This window comes from Hoylesella timonensis S9-PR14, assembly GCF_000762405.1.
In the GTDB taxonomy this organism is placed as follows: Bacteria; Bacteroidota; Bacteroidia; order Bacteroidales; family Bacteroidaceae; genus Prevotella; species Prevotella timonensis_A.
Window position 1 is genome coordinate 1 of the sequence record NZ_JRPQ01000140.1, and the last position, 16206, is coordinate 16206.

The following is a 16206-nucleotide window of genomic DNA, read 5'->3' on the forward strand; positions in this document are numbered from 1 at the left end:
TACAAAAAAATAATGTAATGAGCAAATTTTAGGATAAGAGTTTTGCAGAGGTCTCCAAACACATTCAGAGCAAGAATTTGTGCGCAACGTCTCTCGGCAGTCATAACTTTTGGTGAATCAGGAAAATCTTTCCAATTCTTTGACGGCACATTTTCAAGTGCAATGTATTTTCTTGCTGAACGATTGAAACTCCTCTAAATGTACCAATTAACTAAAATTTAACTGTATACAAACAAAAAAGAGGACTTTGTTGTCAAAATCCTCTACCTCTCCTCAAGTGATTCCGTTGGGGTTCGAACCCAAGACCCACAGCTTAGAAGGCTGTTGCTCTAATCCAACTGAGCTACGGAACCATAAATCGTTTGCAAAAGTAGTCATTTAGAATGAAACAGAGGGGGAAGTTAAAGACGGATTTCGTTTTGATTATAATTTTTTAACAAATTTAGAATTGAAATGCGACTTTTCGAAATAAGACAGTCTTTCAAAACCTTTTATTACTTTCAATCGCTTAGAAGGTAAATGCTAATAGTAGGGTTATATCCCCTACTTTCGCACAATGTTATTGACAGTTACTTTACTATGGTGTCTGCTGACTTATCATAACAAGCTTTTTTCACGTCGTAAAAGAAAACTCTTCCATAACTCCCGAAACACAAAAATAATCGCCACATCCGTAAGACCTCTTCGGATAAGGACATTGTTTGTCCATCTTATATTGACTTCAGTTTTCTTGTAAAGCTGAAGGAAATCCTATTAGCCATTCAGAATAGCTAACGAGCTTAAAATAGTAATTTATCTACAAACCTGTTCCAATAGAAAAGAAAAACAGTCAAAGCTGTGAACTTCTTACCACACGGCAAGCGTTTAGGACAGTTGTTCACCCTTTCTTCCTGCATCACTTCGGCACTGATCGTTTACCAAATCTTCCATCACTGTCGCTTCCTCTTTTCCTACATGATACTGACTGAGTAAAGGAGCATCCAAGCTGAAGACATCGTGTAAACTTTCATCGTTGCCTTGCGCAATCCCCCTTTTGTTTCTCATCATTTCATAATGGGCGAACTTCTCTACTGCTTCTTCTATCTTTGAGTCGAACCAAAGACAATAACCCGCATTCAAATAATCTGAAGGAATATGGTTTTTGTGAGCCATTAACTGATTATATAGTTGCAAAGCCTGCTCATTTTCATTCTTTCGCAAGTAGCCCCATGCCAATGAGCGTTTGACAGATAGATTTTCAGGATATTCGTAACTAAGCTTAAACAAATATTTCATCCCCTTTTCTATTTGATTGTCATTGATGTAAGCAACGGCTAAATTAAGCTGAACTCGCGTACTATTCGCATCTTTCTCCAAAATACGAGTATAATATTTAATTGCTTCAGAAAAATTGCCTGAATAAAACAGAGAATTAGCCTTACCCCTTAAAGCCTGCTCGTTATCACTATCCACAGCTAACAACTTATCATATGCCAACCCTGCCTGCATATAATCCTTTTCCTGATGGGCTAACATTGCAGACAATCTCCAATATTCTACGCTATTGATATTTTCGCAAGCATCTAACAAGCGGTGCAAGTCATCATAGAAATGATGCCTGTACAAGAATTGTCCAATCTCGAGACGTCTGTATGCCAATGCAGTATTCTGAAAGAGATTGTTGAGGACAAAAAAGACTGTATGATGCGACAATTCTGTGGAAAATGGATTATGAAAATGGTTTTTGTCCTTGTAAAGCCGATAAAACCGGTACAAATTCTGAAGATACATCCGTCGGATATACGCTGGTTTGTGATGTTCTTCCTTATTAACTGTTGGTCCTAATAACTCTTGGCTATTTAGAAGTTCCCGCATCTGTGACGGAATTTGGTTAAGAATGGAAGACGCTGCCAAGGCAAAGGAGTATTTGTCAGAATCACAGAATGGACCATGCTCCAACAAAACGTTCATAAACTGTCCGTCCCTTAACTCATGATTCATCTGACTAAGTCCAGGATGTTGAGGATAAAAAGGTACGAACCAATTACTCAACTCCATAAAGAAACCGAAGCGTTTCATTTGAGAAAAGCCTCCAAAATATATGTCAGACCCCGCCCTTTGCATGTTCATCATCTTTTGGAAATTCTCTTCCATGGCTTCCATGGCACGATCCGCAGCACCCGGATTGAGCATTTCTTCCAGTGGGTCTTCCTCCTTTTCTATAATTCCCGTGCGTGTGAATTGGATATTTTGCCCTTTCATCAGCTGAGGAATGATATCTTTTTGTAGCTTTTCATTGTCTGCATCCGCATTCATGCAATAAAAGAATTGTATTTGTAGTTCCAGCAATTCCTGCAAGGTTTGCTCATTTTGACAGAGTGCCGTAATGGATTTGCTTACTTCGGGGTAGATGTTTGCGTCATTGTCTGGCAAACACAATACAAGACCCACCAAAGCTCGTTGTCGTATTTCCTCATCTGTTGATTTTTGATAGATAGTGATCAATACCAATATCTTACGATAATCAAAGAGTTGAATCGCTGATAACATCAGCCCACTCAACAATAATTGTATGTCGTTGCTATCAACAGTGGGTGACAAAAACAATTCTTCCACAAATTTTGCAACACTTTCCGTCCATTGAGGAGAAACCAAGAAAGCATTGAAAACTTGGTTGATGTATTTTTGATGCTCTTCATACAACTGATTTGTTTGGAGTGTTTGTTCTCTTTTTGGTTCCAAAGATAGCATGGCAACATCTTGAACAAATTTCTCCATTTGCGTTTTAATACTTATATCTCCAAGTACAACTGATTTTGCTGTCTGATGAGCCAACTGGTATGAGCCGTTTTCATGAATCATTTGCTCCAACTGTATATCACTATTCAAGGCATACAATTCACGCAATAAATTATGATATACCACATTAAACTGTGGATCTTTTAATCCACGTCTAAGAAAATCCTTCATCAAAAGATAGTCACCATTCAGCTGTTCCCACTTCAGTTGAAAAGTGGTCAATTCGTGTTTGGAAATATACTCCTGCAAGTTCTCTATCGCCTTGGGTAGATTCTGCTCGCAAGTAATCAAATTCCGAATCTGTTCTAAATCAAAATCAGTATAATTCAAAATATTGGAGAGATTTGGTCTAACATCAATTTACAATTTTGGTATAAATGCTTTCGCTTTCTGAACATCCTTTTCCAACGGAGCGGTAGCGTGCTTGAAGGTTACTTTTGGTATCGCCTTTACGGTTTTTTCATCTGTATGACAATACTTAGTGACAAGCCCTGAATAATGAGACAGTCCGTAAGTGTTGAGTGAGTCTACGGCATTGTTGTACGCATTGATAAAAGCTTGCAACTGCTCTTTGCGGCTTTTGGTTTGGAGCATATCCGTCCGAAACGCTATCACTCCCAACTGCTCTTTGGTCTTTTCACTTGATGTGATTACCCGATGTTTATACAATCGTGCCGTAGTAGCTTGTGGTTCAGGCAGCCACATGGCATCCATCTCATTATTCAAAAGCATGTGTAGCCTCACTAAGACATCATTAATTTGCACCTTAAACACTTTGGCACTTGTCTTCACCCCACTAAGAGCTTGATCGGTCAGATAATCTGTTCCCGAATATCTCGTCATCGCCACCATTTTGTCTCCTAACTGATTCAACTGTTTGAGACGAGCTGTCTTGTTACTTATCAACTGCCACTGCAACGGTGTGGTAATGGGATATTCTAATTTCAAACCTTTTCGTTTGAGTCTCTCCGTCCGAACCAAATCCGACACTACCCCTTGGACGCTTCCTCCTATGATAGCAGTGTCGCAATCCATTTGTGCCGTGAAAGGCAAAAGTCTCACATCTACCTGTGCACTATCAAACAGATGACGGTCTTTCGCCACATAAAGTGGGATGCAATCTAAGGTTGGCAAGACTGCAATCCTAAGTGCTTCCGCATACGCCTTTTGCTCACGGGCGTTATTGGCTTTCGTTTTCTTTTCTATTTCCTGACTTTTCTGCCCACAAGAAGACAACAGTAGGATAAAGAGAATGTTGATATACAGAATCTTCTTCATATCTTGCAAAAATAATCATAAATTTTGATTCTCTGAAAATAATTCTTACTTTTGTCCCTATATTATAGCAACAATATGGCAAAAGATAAGATTGCATACGTTTGCTCCCAATGTGGACAAGAGTCAAGCAAGTGGATTGGCAAATGTCCTAATTGTGGTGAGTGGAATACTTTTAAGGAGATTAGAATTAGTAATAATTCTCTACCTTCCTCAATAGCTGTATCAACGGCTCACACTTTCCATGGTGAACAAAAGAAAAACAAGCCCTTACACCTACAAGATATTTCTGCCCAAGACGAGCCTCGCATCAACATGAATGATGATGAGCTGAATAGAGTCTTGGGAGGAGGACTCGTTCCTGGTTCTATCGTTTTATTAGGAGGAGAGCCTGGTATAGGAAAAAGTACGCTAACTCTCCAAACGATACTCCATCTTCCCAATAAGAAGGTGCTATATGTTAGCGGTGAAGAAAGTGCACATCAGTTGAAAATGCGTGCTGACCGTATCACTACAGAGCAAAATAATAATGTAGAGATTTTGTGTGAAACTTCTTTAGAACACATCTTCAATCAAGTGCTTGAAGTAAAACCAGACCTACTGATTATCGACTCCATTCAAACGATTGCAACCAATCACGTGGACAGTTCCCCTGGAAGTATCGCTCAAGTGCGAGAATGCGCAGCACTTCTGCTCCGTCTCGCAAAGACAAGTGGAATTCCTATTCTCCTCATTGGGCATATCAACAAAGAAGGCACACTTGCTGGTCCTAAGATCTTGGAACACATGGTTGATACAGTTATCCAAGTTGAAGGAGACCAACATTATATGTATAGAATCTTACGCTCCATTAAGAATCGATTTGGCAGCACATCAGAATTAGGAATCTATGAAATGCAGCAAAACGGATTGCGCCCTGTGAGCAACCCGTCGGAACTTCTACTCACACAAGATCATGATGGACTGAGTGGTATCGCTATTTCGTCTGCCATTGAGGGGGTACGCCCTTTCTTAGTAGAGACACAGGCTTTGGTATCCTCTGCTGCATACGGAACGCCACAGCGTTCTGCAACAGGCTTTGATCAACGCCGACTCAATATGTTATTGGCTGTCTTAGAAAAGAGAGTGGGCTTCAAACTCATGCAAAAAGACGTCTTTCTCAACATAGCGGGTGGTTTACGCGTAACCGATTTGGCAATGGATTTGAGCGTGATAGCTGCAGTGTTATCCAGTAATGTGGATACTGCCATTGAAAACGGATGGTGTATGGCTGGCGAAGTAGGACTCAGTGGAGAGGTAAGACCCATCAACAGAATAGAACAACGTATATCCGAAGCTGAAAAGTTAGGATTCAAACACATGATTCTTCCAAAGTATAATTTGAAAGGTATCAATCCACAAAAATATCATTTAGAATTACATCCTGTCCGTAAAGTGGAGGAAGCTCTCCGTGCGCTCTTCGGATAGAAACGTTTTACGAAGCAAACTTTATGGCAACTATCATAAAAGTAAGAAATAAACGTCCCAACTGGGGCAAAAACTGTTTTATTGCCGAAAATGCAACTTTAGTAGGCAACATTATCATGGGTGACGACTGTTCCATCTGGTTTTCAGCCGTACTTAGAGCCGATGTCGATGCCATACACATAGGCAATAGAGTGAACATTCAAGATGGAGCATGCGTACACCAGTCGCATGGCACTCCCGTCTGGATAGAAGACGATGTGTCGGTAGGGCATTTGGCTAATGTTCACGGATGTGTAATAAGGCAGGGAGCATTGATAGGAATGGGAGCTACGGTACTGGATGGAGCAGAAATCGGGGCTGGTGCCATTATTGCTGCCAATGCTTTGGTGACACAGGGCACTCATGTAGGCGCACACGAAATTTGGGCTGGCATACCTGCACGCTGCATCAAGAAGGCAATGCCTGGACAGGCAGAGGAATATGCCAAACATTATATGGAAGCCAAACAGTGGTATCTGTAAGTCTATCTCCCAATATTGAAACAGCTTTTTACGCTTTGGGCTAACAAGTTCCTTTTAGACGAGTTGATAAGTTATTAGCAAACGGTTAATTTACTTGTTTGCTTATCAACTCATCAGATAATTGTCATTTGTTTCATTACAATGTTGACGTTTTTTTATCAAGCCTTTTCATAAGATTTTTGTTACTTTTGCGCTTTTCTTTGTGAAAACTTCATTCTAAATGAAAGAGCCATGTGGATGACACGTAATTTTCGGTTGAACGCTTGTGGGTTTCTTTAGTTTCTGCTACCTTTGCATATCTATGATAGTTTGTATTGCAGAAAAACCCAGCGTAGCCAAAGACATTGCACGCATCATCGGTGCCCATAGCTCAAAAAACGGCTATATGGAGGGCAATGGTTACCAAGTAACTTGGACTTTCGGACATCTGTGTTGCCTGAAAGAGCCTAACGACTATTGTGACAATTGGAAGCACTGGAGCTTGGCAGCCCTGCCCATGCTGCCGCCTCGCTTTGGCATCAAGCTCATTGATGATGAAGGCATCAAACGACAGTTTGCTATCATTGAGCAACTCATGCAACATGCCGACAGCATCATCAACTGTGGAGACGCTGGGCAAGAGGGAGAACTGATACAGCGATGGGTCATGCAAAAGGCTCAAGCCAAATGTCCCGTGAAGCGATTGTGGATAAGCTCTATGACCGATGAGGCTATTCGTGAGGGATTCAACAAACTGAAAGAGCAATCGGCATACGAACCACTCTATTTGGCTGGTCTGTCTCGTGCCATCGGTGACTGGATATTAGGAATGAACGCAACCCGACTATACACCCTGAAATATGGCAAGAACCGACAGGTGCTAAGCATAGGACGAGTACAAACACCCACCTTGGCTCTTATCGTTAATAGACAGAAAGAAATAGACAACTTTAAGCCAGAAACATACTGGGTTTTGGCAACTATCTACCGCGACACAACGTTTACTGCTACCAAAGGTCGCTTTGATAAAAAAGAAGAAGGCGAAGCTGCTTTCAAAACTATTGAAGGTGAACCGTTTACTGTTACCGATGTGCAAAAGAAAAAAGGCACAGAAGCACCACCAAAACTCTACGATCTCACCTCGCTGCAAGTAGATTGTAACAAGAAGTTTGGCTATTCGGCTGAGATGACACTCAACCTTATCCAAAGTTTATACGAAAAAAAATATACCACCTATCCACGTGTAGACACCCAATATCTTTCGGACGACATTTATCCCAAATGTCCGCAAACCATGAATGGACTCTATCAAACGAAGATACAAAGCAAGACGGTCTATGCTGAACTGATAAAACCTTTGGGCGGAAAGGCTCTGAAGAAATCTAAAAAAGTATTCGATTCCTCAAAAGTCACCGATCACCATGCCATCATCCCCACAGGCGTGCCACCCATGGGACTGTCGAATATGGAAGAAAACGTGTTCGACCTCATTGCTCGGCGCTTTATCGCAGTGTTCTATGACGATTGCAAATTCGCCACTACCACCGTGTTGGGAAAAGTAAAAGAGATAGAATTTAAGGTAAGCGGCAAAGAGATATTGGAGCCAGGATGGAGAGATGTGTACGCTAAAAATCAGAACGAAGACGATGATGCTGATGAGAAGTCGACCGATGAAGAACGCACTCTACCCACGTTCGTAAAGGGTGAGAGCGGAGAACACATCCCTACACTGACCGAGAAACAAACTACTCCGCCGAAACACTACACCGAAGCCACTCTGTTGCGTGCCATGGAAACGGCAGGAAAGTTTGTAAACGATGAAGAGTTACGTGCTGCCTTAAAAGAAAATGGCATTGGACGCCCCTCTTCGCGTGCCAGTATCATCGAAACACTATTCAAGCGAAAATACATCCAACGCAATCGCAAACGTATTGTAGCAACTCCCTTAGGAATACAACTCATCGACATTATCAAAGAGAAACTACTTACCAGCTGTGAACTCACTGGTATTTGGGAAAAGAAATTGCGCGACATAGAGCACCAAAAATACGATGCTGCACAGTTCGTAAACGAATTGAAAATACAAATCAACCAAATAGTAAACGACGTACTTCGCGACAACAGTCGACAACTGGGATAAAAGGATATGAAGAAACAAGCATTACACCATTTTTTATTTATATATCAGACTGTGCTCATCGGACTGTTATTAGTGAGCTGTGGTGCCGAACGAAGTATGAAAAAGGGTGAACAGTTCTTGACGATAGGTGAATATTACGATGCTGCTGCACAGTTCAAGAAAGCCTACAGGCAAACCCCTCCCAAGGAACGCGCCCTGCGAGGACAGCGAGCCAGTCGCATGGCACTGTGCTATGATCGCCTAAACGCAACCCCACAAGCCATTGCTGCCTATCGCAATGTTATCAGGTATCAGCAAGACAATGTGCAAACACATTTTGCTTTGGCTCAACAACTCTTGCGCAATGGCAATTACAAAGAGGCTGAAAAAGAATTTGCCTTGGTGTTAGACAGCATACCCAACCATGTCTTGGCACAAGAGGGATTGCGCTCTGCCCAGCAAGCTCCAGCATGGAAAGAAAGCGGCAGTAGATACACCGTGAAGAAGATGAACGTGTTTAACTCTCGACACGCAGACTATTCGCCCATGCTTTGGGGCGATGATTATAACCAATTGTATTTTACTTCGACCAGAAAAGAAGCTACAGGGAACAACCTGAGTGGCATCACGGGATGCAAACCTGCAGACATATTTGTATCCGTAAAGGACGACAAAGGCAATTGGAGCAAACCCGAAGTAGTGCAAGGTGGCTTGAACACTGATGCCGAAGAGGGGGCTTGTGCCTTTAGTCCTGATGGACGAGAAATGTACCTAACGCAATGTACAACCGATGCTACACATCCACGCTATGCAAAAATTGTAGTATCGAACAGACAAGATGCGGCTTGGGGAAAGGCGAACGAACTACCTATCACGCAAGACACTCTTTCGAGTTATGCGCATCCAGCGGTTTCACCCGATGGGCAATGGTTATATTTTACTTCTGACATGCCGGGAGGAATGGGAGGTATGGACATTTGGCGAGTACGCTTAACGGCTGCAGGGTTGGGAGGTGTCGAAAATCTTGGTGCACCCATTAACACACCCGGCAATGAAATGTTCCCTACGTTTAGACCTAACGGCGACCTTTACTTTTCAAGTGACGGGCATCCTGGCTTTGGAGGATTGGATGTATTTATTGCCATACCCAATCACCAACGCTCAGCTAACAATGTTCAGAAAGACAGTTTACAGCGCCATGCGCCAACTAAAGATAAGGATGCAACTGCGCCCTATCGCTTAGTTCACCCAGGATATCCTCTCAATTCTGAAGGAGACGATTTTGGATTGACCTTTGAAGGTCCTCACAATCGTGGTTTCTTCTCGTCTAATCGGAATAATGGACGTGGATGGGATCAAATTTATTGGTTTGAAAATCCTGAAATCATACAGAGTATTAAAGGTTGGGTGTACGAGAAAGATGGCTATGAACTCCCTTCAGCTCAAGTGCGTATTGTGGGGAGTGACGGAACGAACGAAGTGTTAAGTGTAAACAGTGACGGCTCGTTTACATATGTGATACAGCCAAAAGTTGATTATTTGCTGCTCGCCACCTGTAAGGGTTTTCTTAATCATACGGAAGAATTGCAGGTAGAACCAGTAAAGGAATCGAAAGAATATACCCTACAATTTCCTTTAGCATCAATTACCGTACCAGTACTGATAGATAACATCTTCTACGACTTTGACAAAGCCACGCTGCGTTTGGAGTCTAAAAAAGCCTTGGACGATTTGGTAAAGCTACTCAATGAAAACAGTCATGTGACTATTGAGCTAAGCGCACACTGCGATTATAAAGGTTCGAAAGAATATAACCAGCGATTAGCGCAAAGACGTGCCGAAGCTGTAGTGCGATATCTCATTGACAAGGGCATTGCAAAAGACCGCTTGAAACCTGTAGGATACGGCAAGGAAAGGCCAAAGACTATTCGCAAGAAACTCACTGAGCGTTACCCTTGGCTTAAAGAGGGTGATGTGCTATCTGAAGAGTTCATCAAAACATTGGATGCAGAAAAACAGGAGATATGCAACCAACTGAACCGTAGAACAGAATTTAGTGTGCTACGGACTACCTATAATATGTTTGACGAACAAGGTAAGCTGAAGAAGCAATCCAAGAATAAACAACAAAAACCTTCGCTGCCGAAAAACGAAGATACGCCTATCATTTTTGTGCAGTAACTCATTTTAAGCGCACCATTAAATACTTAAACGCACCATAAAGGAGTGTGTCACACTTTCATTTCCTGCGATTAAAGTCTTTTGCAATTTACGGTGCTTTCATTGAAGGATGATTTTTTCACAACAAAACGCACCCAAAATACAGCGAATGTAAAATTACCAGTACGCTTCATAAAAGGCTCACCAATACTGAATTTTCTTTACAAAGTGCCTCTCATAACTCGCATATAATCCACCAACATCAAAGTTGGTCGCAAATACGGGAAAATGAGCGAGTTTCATAACCAATTGTCATTAAGCTCATTACGCTTAAGTCATCTCTTTTCAATGCCATTTTTACCATTTTTTGGCAGCTAAGGCATTGAGATAAGCCGACAATTTGCATGCTTTAACGCACTTGAAGCATGTGAATAATACCGCTAATGTATGTTTCCAAGGGCGGTAAATCAACATTCTAACCTGAAAAGACGTTTATTTTGTTCAAATCAGCGCATTTTTGCATGTCGTTTGCCTATTATTTTTTTCTATTTTGAAGATTTTAGATGGTCGTTTTTTGGTAAATTTATAGGACAAAAAGCAACGAATAACTTTATCAAAAATCACCTTGGTTACGATAACCAATATCTCTATTAAAAATATAAAAACCATAGAGCAGAGTCAACACTAATGCCAGCATATAAACGGTGAGTGGTGACGTAGAGTCTAAATCAAATGAAGCCCAAAAACCGTGAATGTCACCAATAAAATTGTTGGCAACGGTACGCAGTTGCTCTACAGCATCACTCAACGCCAAGAAGGCGATGCCCACCAGAGTGCAGAACCAAAACCACACCTGATTAGCTTTCAAGAACCTACGCGGTAATTGGCGCATTACTTGCTGGCTAAATCCGTTGTCGGGTATATTGATGGCATACTCTTCAAAAAATGTCTTTAATAAATCATCATCTTTTTCCATCATATCCATTATTTCTTAAATAATTAGCGAGTTTTTGTTTTCCTCTAAACAAGTGTGACTTTACTGTCCCACTTGCCAATCCCAATATTTCTGCTATTTTGTCTATCGATTCTCCTTCCATGAGTTGCAAGGTAACACAAAGACGTTCCTGGTCGTTCAGAATGTCAAGAGCCTCTGCCAAGTCCATCTTCAAATATCCATGACTCGCCTCAGCATGTTTACCATTCACCGAAGGTGTGTCAATATCCTCTGTCTGTTTCCTGCGACGCGTATAATCGTAAAATACATTGTAGGCAATGCGAAATAACCAAGTAGAGAATTGTGACTGGCCCTTGAATTGTGCTAAATGTGTGTAAGCTTTAATAAATGTGTCTTGCGCCAAGTCGTCACTCAACGCCTCATCGCCCCTTGTCTGTACCAGCAGAAAACGCCGAATAGGCGACTGGTATTTCACAACAAGCTTGTCAAAGCTGCGCTTATCGTGAAATACAGTCACCTGCTGAACTAGAGAAAGATCGTCGATTTGTTCCACCTTATTCTATTTTGTCATTGTCCTTGCGAGAGGTTTTGGCAATAACGAGATGTCCAATACCAAAACAAATCAGTAAACAGCCAATGCCAATAAGCGTGTTCGACCCCCAAATGCTAAACATAATAACAAGTCCTACACCAGTAGCGATGTTGATAATACCCCCTTTCCATAGATCATCACTATTTCTCGCTGCCGTAGGTTTAACATCTTCTGGAATAGGTTGTCCTGAAGCGATAGCTTGCTTTGCTATATCCACACGGTCATTATGTCGCTTAATGAGATAGCGTAGAAGTACAATGATAACAATAAATGGAAGTGCCAAAAATAGAAAAACGATGGTGATGACAAAGATAGCAAAAAAAATACCACCAATATGCCATCCAATGTTTTTATTCCAAAACGTAAAGGGGTCGTTTTCCCAATTCTCATCATCATCAGAGTTAGCATACGCGGCATTATCATCTACTACATTTATTGTATCTGTGTCCATCACTGTTGTAGTGTCTGAATACGCTTCTACCCCTTGTTTGGCTGTATCTGTCACAGCTATTGTAGTAGCTGTTTGTTGATGGCTGCGATGCTTCCCTTGTGCTTGCATCCCTGAGATACTGAAGGTAAGCAACATGGATAACATTAATAAATACTGTTTCATTTTCTTCAATCCTTTTTGTTTAACATCTATATGACGATATGTAACGATGTTTTGTTGCAAAGAAACATTTTTTTTCCTAATTTTGCAAAAACAATTCAATAAAACAAACAAAAAGGATGGCGCTTCCTGAAGCATTCGAAAATTACACTCGAGCGATGATGGGCGATGATTTATTTGCTCACTTTGCACATTCCATGCAACAAGATGCCACAGCTTTCATACGGCTCAATCATTACAAGTGCCCTACGGCAAAGATGGCATTAGCTGCGTCAAAGGTGCCATGGTATGAGTATGGCTACGCTTTAGACGCTCGCCCTGCTTTTACATTCGACCCATTGTTTCATGCAGGTTTATATTATGTTCAGGAACAATCGTCCATGTTTTTAGCACAGGTACTGCGCCAATTTGTTCAATCGCCTGTGAGAATGCTTGATATGTGCGCTGCCCCCGGAGGGAAATCAACCTTAGCACGATTAGAATTACCTAAAGGTAGCACACTCGTCTGTAATGAACCCAACAGAAGTCGTGTACGAATACTGAACGAAAATATACAAAAATGCGGACATGCAGAGGTGATGGTTACCAACAACTATCCGAAAGAAATACGCCAGTCGGGATTAAAATTTCAAGTGATTCTTTGTGATGTACCCTGCTCTGGCGAAGGGATGTTTCGTAAGAATGCCAACGCAATTGACGAGTGGAGTGTAGACAATGTCAACAAATGCCAACAGCTGCAGCGTGAGATTGTTGCCGAGGCGTGGCAATGTTTGGAACCTGGCGGTTTACTCATCTACTCTACTTGTACATTTAACACCAAAGAGAACGAAGAAAATGTAGCTTGGATTTGTCAAGAGTTAGGGGCTACAACCTTGAAGGTAAAGGTAGAAGAAGATTGGAATATCATGGGAAATCTTCTTTCTGTCCCTACCACCGATGCCACAACCAACAAGGAGTACAAACATTCATCTGCATTCAACGTCTATCGCTTTATTCCTGGCTATCAAGATAAACCCGGAAACATCTATGGAGAGGGGTTGTTCATGACTGTGCTACGTAAGGAAGGAACAGCTCAACCCATGACAGAAAAGACGAGTAAGCAGAAAGTGCGTCATCAACATTCAGATAACAAACTATCCGTTCCTACCCATTGGTTACAGGAAAGTCAACACTTTAACTTTACATGGGTGAAGAATGAGCTGTGGGCTATCCCACCATCGTTACAATCGCAATACGAACAAGCAGCTCGTAGCTTGCGAGTTGTTGCCGCAGGTATCAATCTATTGCAGCTAAAAGGCAGATCATTCATTCCCTCGCAAGGTTTGGCACTCTCCAGTTGTCTGTCTCCTACTGCCTTTCCTCGTGTCAAGTTATCTTATGCGGATGCCATTCAGTATCTTGGACGTAACACGATAACACTCCCTCCCAACACTCCACAAGGCTTTATATTGGTAACTTATCAAAACGTGGCATTGGGGTTTGTCAAAAATATGGGCAATCGTGCAAACAACCTCTACCCCAACGAATGGCGTATACGAAGCACCCATAGCCCAGAAAATATAACGCAAATTATAATCGTGTGAATAATGAGGCAGACTTTCAACATGACAATCAACAGCTTCATCGCACAGACGCATGACTTGTCAAACATTCTTTTGTTCAACTGCAAATAAATCATCTCAATATGCAACCTTATTTGAATTTACTACAACGCATCTTAGACGAAGGTATAGAAAAGACAGATCGTACAGGAACAGGTACAAAAAGCATCTTCGGACATCAAATGCGCTTTAACTTGGAAGACGGATTTCCATTGCTTACCACGAAGAAACTACATCTCAAATCAATCATTTATGAACTGCTATGGTTTCTTAAAGGCGACACCAACATTAATTATTTGAAAGAACATGGTGTACGTATTTGGGATGAATGGGCAGACGAAGATGGTAATCTTGGACCTGTGTATGGACATCAATGGCGTTCGTGGCCTGATTATAACGGTGGAACTATCGACCAAATTCAAAATGTTATCAATCTAATTAAGCATCATCCAGACAGTCGAAGAATGATGGTTACGGCGTGGAATCCTGCAGAAATAGAGCAAATGGCTTTGCCTCCATGCCACTGTTTGTTTCAGTTTTACGTAGCCGATGGCAGATTGTCCTTACAACTCTACCAACGTAGTGCCGACACTTTCTTAGGCGTTCCGTTCAATATTGCATCATACGCCTTACTGCTGCAAATGATGGCACAAGTGACGGGATTACAAGTTGGCGAGTTTATTCACACTACTGGTGACACACACCTGTACTTAAACCATCTGGAGCAAGCCAAACTACAGTTGACACGCACTCCTCGCACGCTACCACAAATGAAACTCAATCCTGATGTTAAAAGTCTGTTTGATTTTCAATATGAGGATTTTGAGCTACAAAACTACAACCCATGGCCTCATATCAAGGCAGATGTTGCAGTATAATACAATGAAATAGACAAAGACAAAGGAGGAAGGAAGCTCTAAAAGTGAAAGCGAAAACTTAACCTTATCCTCTTTGCGTTTTCCTCATTCAAGCCTAAAATTAAAATAATATATCTATTATGACCATCACACTAATCGCTGCCGTGGCTCGCAATCGCGCCATTGGCTATGAAAATAAATTACTATATTGGTTGCCTAACGACTTGAAACGGTTTAAAGCGCTCACCACAGGACACACTGTGATAATGGGGCGACACACTTTTGAGTCATTACCCAAAGGTGCATTGCCCCACCGTCGTAACATTGTATTAAGCCGTTCGCAATCTCATTTTGAAGGCTGCGAAACATTTTCATCTATCGAGGAGGCTCTTCATCATTGTCAAGAAGATGAAGACATCTATGTGATAGGTGGAGCACATGTTTACCAGCAAACCATTCAATATGCCGACAGGCTGTGCCTTACCGAAGTAGACGATGTGCCAACGCATGCCGATGTTTTCTTCCCCTCATACGACAGCTGGAAAGAGGTATCGCGTGAGGAGCATCAAATCGATGAGAAACATGCCTTTGCATACGCATTTGTGAATTATGAAAAAATGCGCTAACTATATATCATACAGTTAGCGCAAATCATTATTCATCAAGCAGAGGAGCAACAGCGCCATCATCTAAATCTTGAACAGTTGGGTCAATATAGCCTAACGACTTTAAGATACCCTTTCCCGAAGTAGTATATTTGGGAACACCGTCAGGTTCACCACCTACAATATTATAAAAATATAGTTTATAAGTATTACCTGTTTGTGTTCCTACGATTAAATAATCAAAATTAGATTTCTTATCACCAAGGAAATAACGATTACTCAAAAACGTAATCTCTTCGTTCTCAGGAAGTCCCTTAAAAGTAAGTTCTTTTTCTTTAGCATCCTTACCTAAAGAATATGAATAGACTTTATTTTGATGCACAGCGTATGCAATGGTTGCAGATTTAGCACAAATGGCATAACGTGAAGCCTGTGCAAAATGAGAGTTAGGGTCTACAATCTTTACTGTATCTACTGTCGCCTTATCTACATCTGGCGATATTTCATATAAAACCTTCTTGTTTTCTTTTTTATCATGGAATAAGAAATAAGCTTTTACTGCCTTTTTATCTGTAAAGTTTAGCCCAGAATACAAGCATTCTAAATTATTTAGTTTTTGGGTTTGGAACATTACGAGACCTCTGCAAAACTTTCTCTTCCTCTCATAAATTCACTTATAACCACATT

Annotated in this window: 13 protein-coding genes and 1 tRNA gene; 7 read left to right on the plus strand and 7 right to left on the minus strand. The window is 41.3% G+C overall.

Translation table 11 applies throughout. The annotated features are described in order from the left end of the window. Positions 1-278: 278 nt before the first annotated feature. From HMPREF9304_RS08590 to HMPREF9304_RS08600, 3 genes are all read right to left on the minus strand, one after another. Positions 279-353, minus strand: a tRNA-Arg gene (locus HMPREF9304_RS08590). A 511-nt stretch (positions 354-864) separates the two neighbouring features. Then, entirely contained in the window at positions 865-3108 is a 2244-nt protein-coding gene (locus HMPREF9304_RS08595; protein ID WP_231564502.1) for a tetratricopeptide repeat protein, read from the minus strand. A 30-nt stretch (positions 3109-3138) separates the two neighbouring features. After that, positions 3139-4056, minus strand: a complete 918-nt coding sequence (locus tag HMPREF9304_RS08600; protein WP_036928226.1) for an ABC transporter substrate-binding protein — start codon at positions 4054-4056, stop codon at positions 3139-3141. Positions 4057-4131: 75 nt separating this feature from the next. On the opposite strand from HMPREF9304_RS08600, the gene radA reads away from it, so the two are divergent. The 4 genes from radA (at position 4132) to HMPREF9304_RS08620 (ending at position 10320) form a co-directional block, all read left to right on the plus strand. Next, positions 4132-5520 (plus strand): DNA repair protein RadA, encoded by a 1389-nt coding sequence (gene radA / locus HMPREF9304_RS08605; RefSeq protein ID WP_036928227.1) that lies wholly within the window; start codon positions 4132-4134, stop codon positions 5518-5520. Positions 5521-5543: 23 nt separating this feature from the next. Next, positions 5544-6041 (plus strand): gamma carbonic anhydrase family protein, encoded by a 498-nt coding sequence (locus HMPREF9304_RS08610; protein ID WP_036928228.1) that lies wholly within the window; start codon positions 5544-5546, stop codon positions 6039-6041. A gap of 301 nt (positions 6042-6342) precedes the next feature. Beyond that, the gene (locus HMPREF9304_RS08615; RefSeq protein WP_036928229.1) at positions 6343-8160 is read left to right on the plus strand and encodes a DNA topoisomerase 3; all 1818 of its coding nucleotides are present in this window, start codon (positions 6343-6345) and stop codon (positions 8158-8160) included. Positions 8161-8166: 6 nt separating this feature from the next. After that, on the plus strand, positions 8167-10320 hold the full coding sequence (locus HMPREF9304_RS08620; protein ID WP_052046038.1) for an OmpA family protein: 2154 nt from the start codon (positions 8167-8169) through the stop codon (positions 10318-10320). A gap of 592 nt (positions 10321-10912) precedes the next feature. Here HMPREF9304_RS08620 and HMPREF9304_RS13810 read toward each other — a convergent pair. Genes HMPREF9304_RS13810 through HMPREF9304_RS08635 form a run of 3 tightly spaced genes read right to left on the minus strand, consistent with a single transcriptional unit; the run spans position 10913 to position 12459 of the window. Beyond that, positions 10913-11278, minus strand: a complete 366-nt coding sequence (locus HMPREF9304_RS13810) for a DUF5056 domain-containing protein (RefSeq protein ID WP_197061663.1) — start codon at positions 11276-11278, stop codon at positions 10913-10915. Further along, a complete protein-coding gene (locus HMPREF9304_RS08630; protein ID WP_036928231.1) occupies positions 11262-11807 on the minus strand; it encodes an RNA polymerase sigma factor in 546 nt (181 codons plus the stop codon). Before HMPREF9304_RS08630 ends, HMPREF9304_RS13810 begins: the two co-directional genes overlap by 17 nt. A gap of 1 nt (position 11808) precedes the next feature. Then, positions 11809-12459 carry a DUF6249 domain-containing protein gene (locus HMPREF9304_RS08635; RefSeq protein WP_156104798.1) on the minus strand — a complete coding sequence of 217 codons (651 nt, stop codon included), beginning with the start codon at positions 12457-12459 and terminating at the stop codon, positions 11809-11811. 116 nt (positions 12460-12575) lie between these two features. On the opposite strand from HMPREF9304_RS08635, the gene HMPREF9304_RS08640 reads away from it, so the two are divergent. The 3 genes from HMPREF9304_RS08640 (at position 12576) to HMPREF9304_RS08650 (ending at position 15540) form a co-directional block, all read left to right on the plus strand. Beyond that, positions 12576-14039, plus strand: coding sequence for a methyltransferase RsmF C-terminal domain-like protein (locus HMPREF9304_RS08640; RefSeq protein WP_036928235.1), 1464 nt, complete (start codon positions 12576-12578; stop codon positions 14037-14039). 101 nt (positions 14040-14140) lie between these two features. Next, complete coding sequence (locus tag HMPREF9304_RS08645) at positions 14141-14935, plus strand: thymidylate synthase (protein ID WP_036928236.1); 795 nt, start codon at positions 14141-14143, stop codon at positions 14933-14935. Between the two features lie 119 nt (positions 14936-15054). Beyond that, positions 15055-15540: a dihydrofolate reductase gene (locus tag HMPREF9304_RS08650; protein WP_008125961.1), complete on the plus strand. Its 486-nt coding sequence runs from the start codon at positions 15055-15057 to the stop codon at positions 15538-15540. A 28-nt stretch (positions 15541-15568) separates the two neighbouring features. On the opposite strand, the gene HMPREF9304_RS08655 is transcribed toward HMPREF9304_RS08650, so the two are convergent. Further along, a complete protein-coding gene (locus HMPREF9304_RS08655; RefSeq protein WP_036928237.1) occupies positions 15569-16150 on the minus strand; it encodes a hypothetical protein in 582 nt (193 codons plus the stop codon). Positions 16151-16206 lie beyond the last annotated feature (56 nt).